This window comes from Paenibacillus sp. FW507-14B1B, from assembly GCF_058781425.1.
In genome coordinates, this window is sequence record NZ_JBYSWS010000004.1 from 500,852 (window position 1) to 515,676 (window position 14,825).

Genomic DNA, 14,825 nt, shown 5'->3' on the forward strand with positions numbered 1-14,825 from the left:
TGTGGCAGGAATGGGCAAAAGTAATGAGGTACAGCTCTCTGGAGGATCGAACTCGAAGGAAGTAGCAGAAAGCTCGTTGTTTCCGACTTATGCTAGATACCCGATCAGCTTGGTTAAAGGGGAAGGCAGCTGGCTCTGGGACGACAAAGGCAACAAATACCTAGACTTTATGTGTGGACTCGCGGTAACAAATCTCGGGCATGCTCCTGTAAAAGTAAAAGAAAAGCTAAAAGCACAGCTTGATGAACTGTGGCATGTATCTAACCTGTTTCACATTCCCGGTCAGGAAAAAGCAGCGTCCCTGTTAACGGCGAACACCTGCGCTGACGCGGTCTTTTTCTGCAATAGTGGCGCTGAGGCGAATGAAGCTGCAATCAAGCTTGCACGTCGTTATCACCAAAAGGTAAAAGGTACGGGCCGCTTTGAAATCATTACGTTCAATCAATCTTTCCACGGACGGACCTTGGCAACACTGACGGCAACGGGCCAGGATAAAGTAAAGGAAGGCTTTCTTCCACTTCCTGCCGGATTCACAACCGTACCACTGCATGATCTTCCAGCACTCGAAGCGGCGATCAGCGACAATACTGCTGCGATTATGATTGAAATGGTGCAGGCAGAAGGCGGGGTATACCTCGTTGAACCGGAATTCATGAAGGCTGTAGATGAGCTTTGCCGTAAGCATGGCATACTGCTCATCATCGATGAAGTGCAGACTGGGATGGGCCGTACAGGTAAGCTGTTCGCGCATGAGCATTACGGTATTGAGCCGGATATTTTCACCGTGGCAAAAGGGCTTGGATCTGGTTTCCCGGTTGGCGCAATGCTTGGCAAAGGGTATTTGCGCGAAGCCTTCACTGCTGGAAGCCACGGCTCAACCTTTGGCGGAACACCAATTTCGATGGCGGTCGTGACGGCGACAATTGAAAGTATTTTGGAGGAGCAAGCACCGCAGCGTGCTGCAGATATGGGGCAGTATTTAACGGAGCGTCTGAATGCGGAGCTTGGGCGCCATCCTTTTGTAAAGGCAATTCGCGGCCTGGGGCTATTAATCGGCATCGAGTGTGCTGAACCGGTTGGTGATATCGTTCTGGCAGGGCAGAAGAATGGACTTCTGTTCGTAACTGCAGGGCCGAATGTCATTCGACTTCTTCCGAATCTTCTTGTGACGAAGGAAGAGATTGACCAAGCGGTGAGCATACTAGCCAAGCTTATTCATGAGCATACCGCAGTGAACCAAATGTAAATCCAGTATAATCGAATCAATTTCATAACTTATTAAAACAATGTAATTGAAACTATATATAGACAAACAAAACCGTTTTGATCTATATATACCCTTGATTGAAAGCAGCTAAAGGTATATGAAATTAATCCAATCATGATACAATAAAAAATATCAAGAAATTGGTAAGGAGGATGCAGCATATGACCCCGAGCGGACAAGTGCAGGAGATGACGTTTAAAGGGCGCGATATGATCGAATTAGACGATTATACGACAGAAGAGATTCAGTATCTGCTCGATTCAGCCATTGAGATCAAGCGGAAGCAGAAGAACGGTGAGGTCTATCAACCGCTGAAAGGCAAGACGATCGGACTCATTTTTGAGAAATCATCCACACGGACGAGATTATCTTTTGAAGCTGGTATGTTCCAGTTAGGTGGGCACGCGCTCTTCTTGAGTAAGAATGATATTCAGCTTGGACGTGGAGAACCGATCAGTGATATGGCACAGGTCATGTCTCGCTATCTGGACGGCATTATGATCCGTACCTTCGGTCACGATAATGTGATTAACCTTGCTCGTTATGCATCGATTCCTGTCATTAATGGACTTAGTGACATGGCACATCCGTGTCAGGTACTTGCTGACCTTCAGACGATTCTTGAGCATAAAGGTAAGCTAAAAGGCCTCAAGATGGCTTTTGTTGGTGATGGCAATAACATGGCGAACTCCCTGCTCATTGGTGGAGCCAAGATGGGAATGCATGTTGCAATAGCGAGCCCAGATGGCTATGAACCGGATGAGCGAATCGTTCAATTGAGCCGGGAGATTGCGCGCGAGACCGGAGCGGAGATTACCGTTACGCAGGACCCGCAAGAAGCTGTTAAAGACGCGGATGTCATCTATACTGATGTATGGGCGAGCATGGGCTTTGAGGAAGAGCAGAAGCAGCGGGAAATCGCTTTTGCGAACTATCAAGTGGATGAGAAGCTGGCACAGGCGGCGAAACCGGATTACCTGTTCCTGCATTGCTTACCAGCTCACCGTGGTGAAGAAGTAAGTGAAGGCGTCATTGATGGCGCAAACTCGGTTATTTTTGATCAGGCTGAGAACCGTCTGCATGCTCAAAAAGCATTGATGGTTGCTCTGATGGCTTAATAGATTGCGAGAATTCTCAAGCAAGCGATAAAGAGAGGAAGAATGAAACCATGGCTAAACAAAAAATTGTACTCGCATATTCCGGCGGACTCGACACGTCGATTATTCTAAAATGGCTCAAAGAAACTTACGACGCGGAGATTATTGCATTCACCGCTGATATCGGACAGAAGGAAGAACTCGATGGCTTGGAGGAAAAAGCTCTAGCAACGGGCGCTTCTAAAGTATACATTGATGACCTGCGTGCAGAATTTGCTGAGGACTTCATCTACCCGATGTTCCAAGCGGGTGCAATGTACGAAGGACAATACCTGCTCGGTACAAGTATTGCTCGTCCACTGATCGCGAAGCGTATGGTTGACATTGCTCGTGCTGAAGGCGCCACTGCAATTGCTCACGGCGCAACAGGTAAAGGGAATGACCAAGTTCGTTTTGAGCTTGGCGTAGCAGGACTTGCTCCTGATATTGAAGTGATTGCTCCTTGGCGTATGGAAGAGTTCCGTAACGCATTCCCAGGTCGTGCAGAGATGATTGCTTATGCTGAAGCACATGGCATTCCGGTGACTGCATCTGCTGCGAAGTCTTACTCCATGGACCGTAACCTGTTACATATCAGCTATGAGAGTGGCGTGCTCGAAGACCCTTGGTTCGATGCAAGTGCTCCTGAGAGCAAGGACATGTACCTGCTTAGCGTATCTCCTGAGGATGCTCCGAATGAAGCTGAGTACCTGGAGCTAGAGTTTGAACAAGGGAACTGTGTGGCACTGAACGGTGAAAAGCTAAGCCCTCTTCAAGCAATGGAGAAGCTGAATGAACTTGGCGGAAAGCATGGTATTGGCCGTGTGGACATGGTTGAGAACCGTTTTGTTGGCATGAAGAGCCGTGGCGTATATGAGACTCCAGGTGGAACAATCCTGTTCGCTGCTCATCGCAAAATGGAATCCATCACGATGGACCGCGAAGTGATGAATCTGCGTGACAGCTTGATTACTCGTTATAGCACACTCGTGTATAACGGCTTCTGGTTCGCGCCTGAGCGCTTGGCACTTCAAGCACTGGTAACAGAAAGTCAGAAGAACGTGACAGGAACAGTTCGCGTGAAGCTGTACAAAGGTAACGTGATTGGTGCTGGGGTGAAGAGTCCTGTCAGCCTGTATAATCCTGACATCGCTACAATGGAAGCTGATCCTACACAGGCGTATGATCAAGGTGATGCAACTGGATTTATCCGTTTGAACGCATTGCGTTTGAAAGTGGCTACTGGCGTTAATCAGAATCAGTAATCACCGGTAATTTAACTATACTTAAACAGGCGAAGGCCGTTTCATGTCGAGTGGTACCTTAGAAGCTGATCCTTAAAGGGATAGGGCTTTCAGGTGGCCAAGACTAGAGACGGCCCTCTGCCTTACACGAGAGGGGCAAAAGTTGTGAGCAAGTTATGGGGAGGCCGCTTTACGAAGCAGACAAACGCCTTAGTAGAACAATACACCGCATCTATCGGCTTTGATAAACAATTAGCTGAGGAGGATATTCAAGGGAGTCTCGCGCATGTGACCATGCTGGGCAAATGCGGTATTGTGCCACAAGAGGATGTTGAGACGATCAAAGCGGGTCTGAACAAAGTCCTTGAGCGGATTCGCAAAGGTGAGATTGAGTTCTCCGTTTCTGACGAGGACATTCATATGAATATCGAGAAGAACCTGATCGAGGAAGTAGGACCTGTCGGTGGCAAGCTGCATACAGGACGTAGTCGGAATGACCAGGTGGCAACGGATATGCATTTGTATCTACGTAACCGCGTTGTTGAACTGACTGGTATGCTGTATGAGCTGCAATCGGCATTGATCGGACAAGCTAAAGACAACTTAGATACGATCATTCCAGGTTATACACACCTGCAGCGTGCACAGCCTATTCTGTTCGCGCATCATCTGATGGCTTACGTGTCCATGTTCCAACGTGATATTGGACGACTGATCGATAGCTATAAGCGGATTAATATCTTGCCACTCGGTGCAGGCGCACTTGCAGGAACAACGTTCCCGATTGATCGTCATTTTGTAGCCGAGCAGCTCGGATTTGACGGTGTGTATGAGAATAGTCTGGATGCGGTGAGCGACCGAGACTTCATCTTGGAATTCCTATCGGATGCGTCCATGATTATGATGCACCTCTCGCGTCTAAGTGAAGAGTTGGTACTCTGGAGCAGCACTGAGTTCAATTTCATCGAACTTGACGATGCATTCTGCACAGGCAGTAGTATCATGCCGCAGAAGAAGAACCCGGATGTGCCTGAGCTTGTCCGTGGTAAAACAGGACGTGTGTACGGCAATCTGATGGGCTTGCTAACTGTACTGAAATCCTTGCCGCTCGCTTATAACAAGGATATGCAGGAAGACAAGGAAGGCATGTTTGATACGGTTGCGACACTTGAGGGTGCTCTGCAATTATTTGCTCCAATGATCGCAACGATGAAAGTGAATAAAGGCCGGATGCGTGAAGCAGTGAATACGGACTTCTCCAATGCAACAGACATTGCTGACTTCCTCGTTGGGAAGGGACTCCCATTCCGTCAAGCACATGAAGTCATTGGTAAGACAGTACTTTACTGTATCCAAAACAATAAATTCTTGCTGGATCTAACGCTCGAAGAGTTCCAGCAGTTCTCACCGCTGTTTGATGATAGCATCTATCAAGTGCTTCAGCCAGAGACCGTAGTTAACGCTCGTAACGTATACGGTGGCACGGCTTCACCACAGGTGAAAGCGGCAATTGATCGTGCGGAGCAGGCACTGGCGGTATCCGCTGAATGGATTGGGGCTCATTCCGCAGGAGTGGCTGAATAAAAGAACAAGATGAAAAAGACTGCCAAGGAAGCAGATGATTAGGCTTCCTGATGGCAGTCTTTTTTTATTGTAGTAAATCGAAAAACCTTATATGTCCCGAATAGGAAGAAACTTCAGCACGTCTTGAATTCGCTCATCCCAGTACTCCCAAGTATGTGCTCCTGGCCCTTCCACGTAGGTGAGATCCAGAGATGTTTCCTTACAAGCCTTTAGGAATGTGAGGTTATCCTCATACAGGAAATCCTCTGTACCACAGCATTGGAATAACTTCGGTTTGGGTCCTTCAGATTGATCTAGCTTCTTTAAAAGGGTTAAAAGGTCATTATCTGTTCCTTGGATGGGTTGATCACCAAAGATAAGCTGCGCTTCATGGTTGAACCCTTCATTGTTAAATCTTTCTACCACATCTAGTGCGCCGGAAAGACTTGCAGCTGCTGCGAACATCTCAGGTTTCCGAAGGGCTAACTTGAAGGCTCCATATCCGCCCATTGAAAGACCAGCTACGAAATTGTCTTCACGCTTGTCCGATAAAGGAAAGAAAGAGCGGGCAAGAGTAGGCAGCTCTTCGCTAACAAAGGTCCAGTACTTCCCTCCATATTCCATGTCAGTATAGAAGCTGCGATGGACTTGTGGCATGACAACGGCTATGCCCAAGGAAGCCACATACCGTTCAATTGAAGTTCGGCGCAGCCAGATGGAATCATCATCAGATAATCCATGCAGTAGATAAAGTGTTGGATGGCGATGACTGCCGGAGCGGCTTTCCATGCCAATTTGAGAGGTTGTATTTTGCGGAAGAATGACGGTCATGCTTGTGCTGAGTCCTAACGCCTCCGAGTAAAAACGGCATTGCATAAGTGCCATATGAATAATCTCCTTTCGTCTATGAAAGCCATTTCATTTCAGATGATAGCACAAATGATAGTGGATATACATTATAAATCCCCACATATTGGTTGATGACCAGAGCTTCACGGAATATAATGGAAATAGGAATAATCTATCATTTGTTCGCAAATGCGAAAATAGAGAGAATATGAGGCGAAACGGGCATGAAGACAGATTTTCGAAAAGAAAATGGGTTCACCTTGTTAGAAGTGCTGGCTGCTATCGTCATTTTGTCGATTGTCTCCCTGGTACTAACGTCTTATTTTACGAATGCTTTGTCCTACTCTAAATCGAACCAGAATAAGACTGTGATGGTCAATCTCGCACGGAATGCTTTGTTTTATATGGAGAAGCAGGATTTTGAAACCATGAAGCAACTATTCACATCAGATACCCAGCAACCTGGTTTAGTAGGCAATCTCTGCACGAGCACTTCCGAATGTCAGTATAAAGATAAGTTCCTTAGTCCAGGAATCCTCCCAGATATTCTGAATCCCTTGGTCAATAATGTTCAGTACGAGCTCGAAATCTCTTATCAGGATGAACTGCATACGGAAATGCTAGAAGGCGATCCAGCAGATAGTAGCTCGGTCCCCGAGCATCAAAAAATCCAGATGGCACAGTATCTACTACCCGTGAAAGTTGTGGTGAAAGGGCCGGGTGGGCCTAGAGGACAAGCCTATGAGACGGTTGTGGAGGGATATATTACAGATGAAAAAATACGCTAGCCGTTTCAGCCTCAGGTCAGATTCCGGATTTACGCTGATTGAGCTCATCGCAGCCCTGACGATATTTTCTTTGGTTGTAGGTTTGATCTCAGCTGTAACCATGTTCGGATTTAGGAACTACCATAAAATCAAGATAGAGAACGCCCTTCGAGATGAAGCTGACATTGTCATGTCCTCGATTATGACAGAGCTGTATACATTTGGACCAGATTACATAGAGAATATAGAAAGTACGGATAGCAGTGGGAGAGGGATTGTACTGATCAAAGAGGAAGGTGGGGGTACAACAAGACGCTCTATCGAAATTGTGAATGGTACCCTCGTTATCGGTGAAGTAGGGGTGCCGCCCCTCTCGAATGACCCACGCACCGCAGTCGATTTTGATCTCAGCGGTAGTAAGATACAGTCCAAGACGGTGGATGGAAGATCGTGCAAGGGCGCAAATTTTTGTGATAGTGGATTGATCCATATCTCGTTGCAGCTGCAGCAGCCGGAAGATGATCGTGATTATGAACTGAAGCTTGAGAGCAAATTTGGATTTTAGGAGGCTAGGGGTCATGCCTGATAAGAAGGATTCAGCACGAATATCCGAAGAGCGAGGTTCAGCGCTGGTGCTGGTCATGTTCATTGCTCTCTTATTTACAATATTAGGTGTTACCGTGCTTAGCGCAGCCGTAGGGGGTGCGCAGCGGACAGAGACCCGGAAGAATGATGTGCAGAGCTTACACCTTGCGGAGAAGACTTTAGAAGAAACGGTTGCTTACATCACAGCGGAATTGGAATCAAAAGTGAAGCTGAGCAACAATTCAAATAAGGACGATCTAGACAATCTAATTAATAATTACTTGAGTAATTTGAAGAATAATAATGTGATACTGCCAACAAGTACAGAGCTGACGGATGCAGAGGGTCAGATTAAGGACATCGATTACGAGCGCATCGAGGAGTACGGACAGCCTGTGAGTTATAAACTGACTCTGTTAGCCCAAGCAGACGTGAACGGGGTTCAGCGGGAGCTGATTCAGGAGGTTATGTTTGATACGTTCCCGGACTTTTTGAAATATACACTCGGGTCAGAAGCGAGCTTAACCATTAACGGTTCACCTGAAGTGACAGGGAATATATATGCGGGTGAAAAATTGTACGTTAGCGACGAAGCACAGTATGATTTTCATTCAAATTCTCTTACGATGAAGTCTACACCATTTGAATTAAAGCCTAGTGAAGGGCAGAAGGATAGCGGAGAGGCACATATCCAATCTTTAAAAGATGTCATGTACACACAGAATGATAAGAGTGGGTCGATGAGTGCAGCGGATATGCTGGAAGAGGGGACCATTTGGCCTGGAATTCTTCCGATGGACAAGCTGAAGATAAAGAATCATCGAAAATTCGTTCAAATGAATGTGGAAGAATCCTTCTTAGATAAAGTGATGGAGGCCATCGGGGACAGGGCAGGAGTAGACCGGGGGTATGTTCGGAGTAAGATAAGCGAAGTGGGTCTTGCTGAGTTTCTAGGGGACTATCTTCTAAAATATGATATGTCCATACCGGGAACATTGCCTGTTCGGCCACTTGTACCTGAGGATTCATTAGAGCCCGAGGACATTATGCTATGGACGGATTACCGAAATGCCATTGAACGCTTCACAAGACCAGCGGATTCCCAAGTGATCAAGGGTGATCTGGTATTCGATGGGGTAGAGCTAGCGGGTATTCAGTATAAGGATGGAGTTAGTAAGAGCGGGAAATGGTATGTTGTTGATGGGAATATGAAGATAGATAACTATAGTGATCATGCGATGTTTATTCATGCGAATCTGCTCGTGACCGGCAATCTTGAGATCCGAGGGAATGTGCAACTGGATTCCACCGTGTTTGTACTCGGCTCTACCTTAGTAGAGGATGCCTCTATTGGGGGCAGTGGAGCGGTTGTGATATCAAAAGGTCCTATTCTCGTAAACCGGCTTGATGCTTTTAAAGATACGACTCAGACCTTAAACGCCTTTTTCTATACCGATGCGACGGCAGAACTGTACGGTGTAGGATCTATCTTTTCACTGAATGGCGGATTTTTCGCTAAAGGAGACTTAACGGTGAATGCGGTAAGAGGAGAAGCTAAGGACGGAGGAGATGTTATTCAGGTCAATAACACAGGGTTAATTCGATTTCGTGCCAACTATAATAATCAGGTCTACATAGAGCAAGGAGCAGGCCTTCCTCGTGTGAATAACATTAGTGTCCGGGTTGGGAACGTTAGACTGAAATAGTTGATGCCGTTACGCGTAACAGATTGGGTTGTGTTGAACAATTCTAACGATGAAAGAAGGTACGATGAATGACAGAGGAGTATCTTTTTCTAATCTTAAAAAGTTATGGCATGGAGCAGCCTGTGATTACGTTCATTAGACATAATGAGAACAGAACCTACAAGGTTGATGACGAAGCAAATGGCAACGCCTTTTTAATGCGAATCCATCAACCGTTCAAACCAAGTATGGCAGGGCCACAGCATACGTATGATGGCTTATTGAGTGAACTAGAAATGCTTGAAGCATTGGCGTTGGAAGGTCAGATCGGGCTTCGTGTTCAAACGCCTATTCGGAATCAAGATGGTGATTTGGTGACGGTTATAGAATATGAAGGCCAGAGCCTAAACTGCTCATTGCTTACGTGGTTAGAAGGAAGGGACCTGGAGAAAGAAGATCTCATGGATGCTGAGTTTGTTACTAAGGTAGGAGCTGACATCGCAGAGTTGCATTCATTCTTTCGAGGATATCGAGCCACTGGGTTGGACAAGAGGCCTAGCCAGGGTATCGAATATAACAATAAGCTAGTGATAACCATTAAGCGTGGTTATGAGCTGGGACTATTCACGGCATCCGACGTTCAAGTTATAGAGGATAGTATTCGGTTAATTAACGCACGTCTTGAAGAGCAAGGGGACACTACAGATTACTGGGGACTTATTCATGGGGATTTGAGTTTAGGAAACATCCTCGTAACGCCTGATGGGAAGATGAGTTTCATCGATTTTGGTTTTTTTGGACCTGGGTATTATTTGCTGGATGTTGCTATGGGAGCCATGATGATTCCTACCGAACATAGAGGAGCATTTCTGGGGGGATACTACGGACAATCGCATATACCTCAGCACGATATGATTCTCATAGAAGGCTTCATGTTAATTGCTATTATTGGTTATTATGCTTTTCAGATGGAGAATGAGGCGGTACATCCGTGGATGCGTGAACGTATGCCTGTATTGTGTGCGAAATACGGTCTTCCTTTCCTTTCAGGTGAGCGTATATTTTATAGCGTCTAGAAGGTTTACATAAAAAGTACAGCCCAACCGTTAGACTTCACCGGTTGGGCTGTTTGTTGTTAATACTTATCTGTACTACTCGTTCCTAGGACTTTCACGGTGCCTTTCGCTGTGATCTTCACATTCTTAGCGTTAATGTAGGTTACAGTGATTTGAGCGATGCCTTTTTTCTTTCCTGTAATGATACCATTCTGGTCGATTGTGACAATCGATTCATCGGAGCTCGTCCAGTCTAATTTACCCCTCAGTTCGGATTTCATGAAATCACTCGGTAGGGCAGTCAGCTTATCATCGAATAAATTGGCTGTTTCATGAATTTTAATGGTTACGCCCTCTAATCTAAGTCCAGTAAGAACAGGCACAACCTTAATATCCTTAGTCGCTGTTAAGTTATCGGAGGGCCAGTTGGTAGTTACCTGTACTCTGATCGCATCATGCTGTTTCAATCCAGTAACGGTTGCAGTTAGGCCATCTATTGCGGGCACGATCTTCGCGTAGGTGGCGCCATCTCCTACAAGAGACCACTGATAACCTGTATTCTCAACACCAGCAGGATTGGTGAGCACCTTGAGTGTGATGTTTTCTCCAACGAGAACCTTTTGAGGACCGTCGATAAAAATCTCATCCAATCGCTGAGAGATCGTGATGGTATGTTCCCTCGACATAGCCCCTTTCGGGAATTTATTCGTTAAGACAGTGGCAATGAGGGTGACACGACCTTTTTTCAAAGCGGTCACTTTCACCTTGCTTGGGTCTGCTTCATCCTGAACGATTCTTACCATGTCGGATACATCATGTCCATCCATGGGCTTAACACTCCAGCGATAGCCAGTGACTTGCTCATCAACAGTTACGTATGAGGCCGAGAGGTCGAGTTCATCGCGTACTTTTGCAGTGTTCGGACCTGTGATGGTTAAGTTTCGATTAATCACCTTGATCTGAACGATGGTGGATACATTACTGCCATCCGTCGCGAATACTCTGATCTCTGTTGTACCTTCCTTTAGACCATGAATCGTGCCTTCATTAGTAACGGATACAATGCTTGAATCCAAAGACTCCCAACCTAGCATCTTATTATCTGCATCCTCAGGGAGTACGACCGGGGATAACTGCTGCTCTGTATCTACCAAAATGGTTCTTCCACTTAGTTGAATTTCTGTGACTTTCACAACAGCTTTAAAGACTAGATCCGGGAACATCGCTGGTATGCGAGGCCGCGGTTGTGGAGATTCGGGTTCTGTTGGATTGATTCCGATATCTCCTTCGAATGGCTTGAGAAAGATTTTGTAGCCTCCGCCTGACATCGAATCAACGATAACCGAACCAATGATGTTACCTTGTAGTCTATATGCAGCTTTCGGAGCAAGAACCGTCCCGAGCACCTCAATACCTACATTAGATACCGTAGAAGCCTGATGGAAATTATAGAGTACATGGGCTGCATCGACGCCTTTGAGTGATAATCCCCTACCCATTTCTACATGAGTCCCATCGATGTTTACGATAACCGTAGAAGCTGCAGGAGCCTCGATAGTAAATGTGTTTACTAGCTTCAACTTTTCTCCCGTTACATGAAATACATTAAGTTTAGGATCATCACCGATAAGTGTGAGGATTCCTCCATTTTCAGTAATCTTTGTCTCTCCGGTAGCAGGGAGCTGTGCAATAGCCTCTGATGTATGCAGCATATTTCTTCGAATGGCGGTAAAATCAATTGGACTGTCTTTTATCACTAAGTGCTTGAGATAATCAAGAGTGGTGGCCGTTCCGCCATAGGCAGCTTTTCCCCATTCATTTTTATCCGTACCGAATGATCCATTACCGACGTTAATATCGTTACCTGCAATGACGGTATATTTGTTAGCGTAGCTGCGATCAAGTCCAGTACCGACACCAAAACCAGATATACTTACATTACCTCCGCCGGCCATGACCCCTTCATTCGTGAAGTTGCTAATATTGATATTGTTCAGCACAAACATGGAAAAATCTTTAGGAAGTCCAAGTGATGTATTCGATGCGGTTCCCTCAGGGGCCTCAGTGCCTTGCCCATCTCCAACCTCAGGTAACACATGTATATCCTCATAATCAATCTTGGAGTTATCAAGTAAATAGACCCCTTTGGCTTTAGGTGTACCCTTCACCTGAAAAGTGATAAGCTGGCGTTCCTCAGGTACATATGACTTGATGCCGTTTACCTCCGTTAACTTATAGGTAATATCCCCCAAGCTCTGGTGCAGCACATAGCCTGTATCAAGCGTTCCAGTCTTAATCGTTCCTTCCGGCATTTCTAAGATTTCAAAATTCGCAGGAAATGTCTCCATAAACTGAATATCCGAAATGACCAGCTTGTCCTTGCCTTGTGCGCTAACATCAACATCCAGATAAGGGACGGGTTTGGGCGTTACTGTATAGCTAATAACGACTTCATCATCACGCTTCACTTCATTTTGAATGACGTTGTCCGAAAGCGAACGATTCGTTTCCAGATTCACTGTTACCTTCTTAATGGTGACATGGATCGTCTTGGTTGACATCGCACCTTGCTTGTCCCGTGCTGAAATTTCGATTTCAAGGTTACCACCTTCGGGAAGGGGGTTCTTGAAGGATTGCGTTACCGTCTGGCCAGAGAGGATTGCTTTCTCATGGATGGACATATCGCTCAGGTAGACATTATCTTTCTTGAACTTGATACTTGTGAGCAGATTCCGGTCTTTCCAGTCCCAATCATCCACCGTGTAGCTGACAACGAGTTCCTCCTGATACGAAGGCTTTACACTCTTGTCCTCTGGGGTCAGAACCGTAATTTCGGGAGCGTGATTAGCTCCAGTGAAGGCACGATACATGGTGTTAACGAATAATCTTTGTTCCCAGTCAGGGAATGAAGCCGAATTGTTTCCGGTAAAAATATGTCCTGTTCCCGAATACGTTACATTTCCTTTGGAGTAAGTGTAGTAGTGGTTCCAGCTATCGTTGATATCACGATTATTGCCCTGAATGTTATACCAAGGAATAACCTCTTCATCCTCCAAGTTCAGTGTGAAATATTGGTTGTGTGTCGTTGCGACCTGATTGATCGGTTTATTGGTGGCATCGTTTGTTATCGATAAGTTAAAAGGGTACTGTGTGAGTAACCCATCGTTTACAGGAGCCACGAGTTTGGATGTGTTGGGTGCATTTAAACCCAGATTAGTCTCCGGTCTGATCTGGCCCGTAATACTCTGGAACTTGCTCATCCATTCGGCTGTGCTCGCATAAATGGTGTCATGGGTGAACATGACACTTTGTTTTGTCTTCTCGATGAATTCTACAACTGCCTCGGCTGCCTGAGCGCTGATCGGTGTTTTTGTGTTATAGATATCGGCAAAACCAAAAATGATCATATCGTAGATGCCATTTAATCCATAGGTTTGATTTGAACTGTAGTTGCTTGCAATGTATCTGTTAAAGTCTTGAATGGATTTAGTTTCAATCTTTAGCTCATAATCATCATTTTTCAAAAAACTCGGGTCCATATTAGCCCTATTGAGCAGACTGCTGCTTCGATTACCTTCATTGTTAGGCAGTAATTGAAGTATGCTGACGACAGTCTTTTTGCCTCGGAATCGAATTGACCCACTGTCATAATCCTTCCATTGATTCGGGTTTAATTGATCCACGATTTCTAACTTCCAATATAGGACGCCTGAATAGGTCTTCGGCAGTTTATATTTGATTTCTCCGTTAGGTCCTTGATCCAGCGTGGTAGAGGCAACGATCTGATCCTTGGTCATGGCGATTGATTTATCAACACTCATATACAGGTTGGCTGTAACCGGTCGATTCTTAAAATCAGCCACATTAGATACACGAATCTTATAGGTGAGCTCATCACCGATCTGATAGATATGGTTTGGACTCGTCGTGTACTCTTTGATCTCGGATCTATTCGTAATTTCAAGGCGAGGGCGCTGCTTCATACCAGGAAGGTATGGGGAACTTCCTTTGTTGATATCCTGAACAATCTTATTCACATCATTCGTATTAACAAAAATGACATTTGATTTCGTAGAGGTACGATATTCATTGAAAGCATTGTATAAGTTCCCTTGCTCGCTAGGCTGCCGATTCGTAAAAGGATCTGTATGCAAAAACACATAAAGCCCTTTGTTAATAAAATGATCGATAATCGCTTTTGCTTTCAATCTCGTAATGTCGTTCATCACCGTAGATGTATTATGATCTTTCCCCGCTACACCGCTCTTGTTGTATTTCCCCGATCCTATGTATATAGCATCATACTTTCCATCAAGGTCTGTTCGAAGAGAGACGAATCTCTTCATACTCATCGTATCAATCTGAATTGGATTCCCTCCAGAAGTTAACCCAGCTAGGTCTGTTGACCCGTTATCTGTTACTTCCAGAATTCGAATGGTATAATTCGTGTTGTCTGCTTCAGCCTTAGTTAGAAAGTCCCTAATCGGTAAGAAGAGCAATAAAACCAGTATGAATCCGAAAATAAGAAGTAGATTCCGTTTATAGTGTCTTTTCATCGTTGTTATTCGCCCCTTTCTATTAAAAAACCTAAAATATAATCAAAATATCTGATGATTTGACAAGCTCAATAGAGAGAGTAGTTGTAAAAATTTCCAAGGTGTGTTATATATCATT

General features: G+C 45.3%; 10 protein-coding genes. 8 read left to right on the plus strand and 2 right to left on the minus strand.

All coding sequences use genetic code 11. The features are described from left to right. The first annotated feature begins 10 nt into the window (after positions 1–10). The 4 genes from argD (at position 11) to argH (ending at position 5,231) form a co-directional block, all read left to right on the plus strand. Entirely contained in the window at positions 11–1,246 is a 1,236-nt protein-coding gene (gene argD / locus AC3WJJ_RS20935; protein WP_492543567.1) for an acetylornithine transaminase, read from the plus strand. Between the two features lie 182 nt (positions 1,247–1,428). Next, the gene (gene argF / locus AC3WJJ_RS20940; RefSeq protein ID WP_492543568.1) at positions 1,429–2,385 is read left to right on the plus strand and encodes an ornithine carbamoyltransferase; all 957 of its coding nucleotides are present in this window, start codon (positions 1,429–1,431) and stop codon (positions 2,383–2,385) included. A 50-nt stretch (positions 2,386–2,435) separates the two neighbouring features. Next, positions 2,436–3,668, plus strand: a complete 1,233-nt coding sequence (locus AC3WJJ_RS20945) for an argininosuccinate synthase (protein ID WP_422658552.1) — start codon at positions 2,436–2,438, stop codon at positions 3,666–3,668. A 144-nt stretch (positions 3,669–3,812) separates the two neighbouring features. After that, positions 3,813–5,231: an argininosuccinate lyase gene (argH, locus tag AC3WJJ_RS20950; protein ID WP_492543569.1), complete on the plus strand. Its 1,419-nt coding sequence runs from the start codon at positions 3,813–3,815 to the stop codon at positions 5,229–5,231. Between the two features lie 87 nt (positions 5,232–5,318). Here the strand turns inward: argH and AC3WJJ_RS20955 are convergent, their stop codons facing one another. Beyond that, positions 5,319–6,095, minus strand: a complete 777-nt coding sequence (locus AC3WJJ_RS20955) for an alpha/beta hydrolase (protein ID WP_492543570.1) — start codon at positions 6,093–6,095, stop codon at positions 5,319–5,321. A 188-nt stretch (positions 6,096–6,283) separates the two neighbouring features. Between AC3WJJ_RS20955 and AC3WJJ_RS20960 the strand changes: the two genes are divergently transcribed. From AC3WJJ_RS20960 to AC3WJJ_RS20975, 4 genes are all read left to right on the plus strand, one after another. Next, complete coding sequence (locus AC3WJJ_RS20960; protein WP_492543571.1) at positions 6,284–6,847, plus strand: type IV pilus modification PilV family protein; 564 nt, start codon at positions 6,284–6,286, stop codon at positions 6,845–6,847. Then, positions 6,831–7,391, plus strand: a complete 561-nt coding sequence (locus AC3WJJ_RS20965; protein ID WP_492543572.1) for a PulJ/GspJ family protein — start codon at positions 6,831–6,833, stop codon at positions 7,389–7,391. Before AC3WJJ_RS20960 ends, AC3WJJ_RS20965 begins: the two co-directional genes overlap by 17 nt. A 13-nt stretch (positions 7,392–7,404) precedes the next feature. Beyond that, positions 7,405–9,117 carry a hypothetical protein gene (locus AC3WJJ_RS20970; protein WP_492543573.1) on the plus strand — a complete coding sequence of 571 codons (1,713 nt, stop codon included), beginning with the start codon at positions 7,405–7,407 and terminating at the stop codon, positions 9,115–9,117. 68 nt (positions 9,118–9,185) lie between these two features. Next, the gene (locus tag AC3WJJ_RS20975; RefSeq protein ID WP_492543574.1) at positions 9,186–10,172 is read left to right on the plus strand and encodes a phosphotransferase enzyme family protein; all 987 of its coding nucleotides are present in this window, start codon (positions 9,186–9,188) and stop codon (positions 10,170–10,172) included. 59 nt (positions 10,173–10,231) lie between these two features. Here the strand turns inward: AC3WJJ_RS20975 and AC3WJJ_RS20980 are convergent, their stop codons facing one another. Continuing rightward, a complete protein-coding gene (locus AC3WJJ_RS20980; RefSeq protein ID WP_492543575.1) occupies positions 10,232–14,707 on the minus strand; it encodes a choice-of-anchor A family protein in 4,476 nt (1,491 codons plus the stop codon). Positions 14,708–14,825 lie beyond the last annotated feature (118 nt).

What these genes read in the sequence shown, in the direction of transcription:
- argD (WP_492543567.1), top strand. Translation starts at nt 11, where the DNA reads ATGGGCAAAAGTAATGAGGTACAGCTCTCTGGAGGATCGAACTCGAAG.
- argF (WP_492543568.1), top strand. Translation starts at nt 1,429, where the DNA reads ATGACCCCGAGCGGACAAGTGCAGGAGATGACGTTTAAAGGGCGCGAT.
- AC3WJJ_RS20945 (WP_422658552.1), top strand. Translation starts at nt 2,436, where the DNA reads ATGGCTAAACAAAAAATTGTACTCGCATATTCCGGCGGACTCGACACG.
- AC3WJJ_RS20955 (WP_492543570.1), bottom strand. Translation starts at nt 6,095, where the DNA reads ATGGCACTTATGCAATGCCGTTTTTACTCGGAGGCGTTAGGACTCAGC.
- AC3WJJ_RS20960 (WP_492543571.1), top strand. Translation starts at nt 6,284, where the DNA reads ATGAAGACAGATTTTCGAAAAGAAAATGGGTTCACCTTGTTAGAAGTG.
- AC3WJJ_RS20965 (WP_492543572.1), top strand. Translation starts at nt 6,831, where the DNA reads ATGAAAAAATACGCTAGCCGTTTCAGCCTCAGGTCAGATTCCGGATTT.
- AC3WJJ_RS20970 (WP_492543573.1), top strand. Translation starts at nt 7,405, where the DNA reads ATGCCTGATAAGAAGGATTCAGCACGAATATCCGAAGAGCGAGGTTCA.
- AC3WJJ_RS20975 (WP_492543574.1), top strand. Translation starts at nt 9,186, where the DNA reads ATGACAGAGGAGTATCTTTTTCTAATCTTAAAAAGTTATGGCATGGAG.
- AC3WJJ_RS20980 (WP_492543575.1), bottom strand. Translation starts at nt 14,707, where the DNA reads ATGAAAAGACACTATAAACGGAATCTACTTCTTATTTTCGGATTCATA.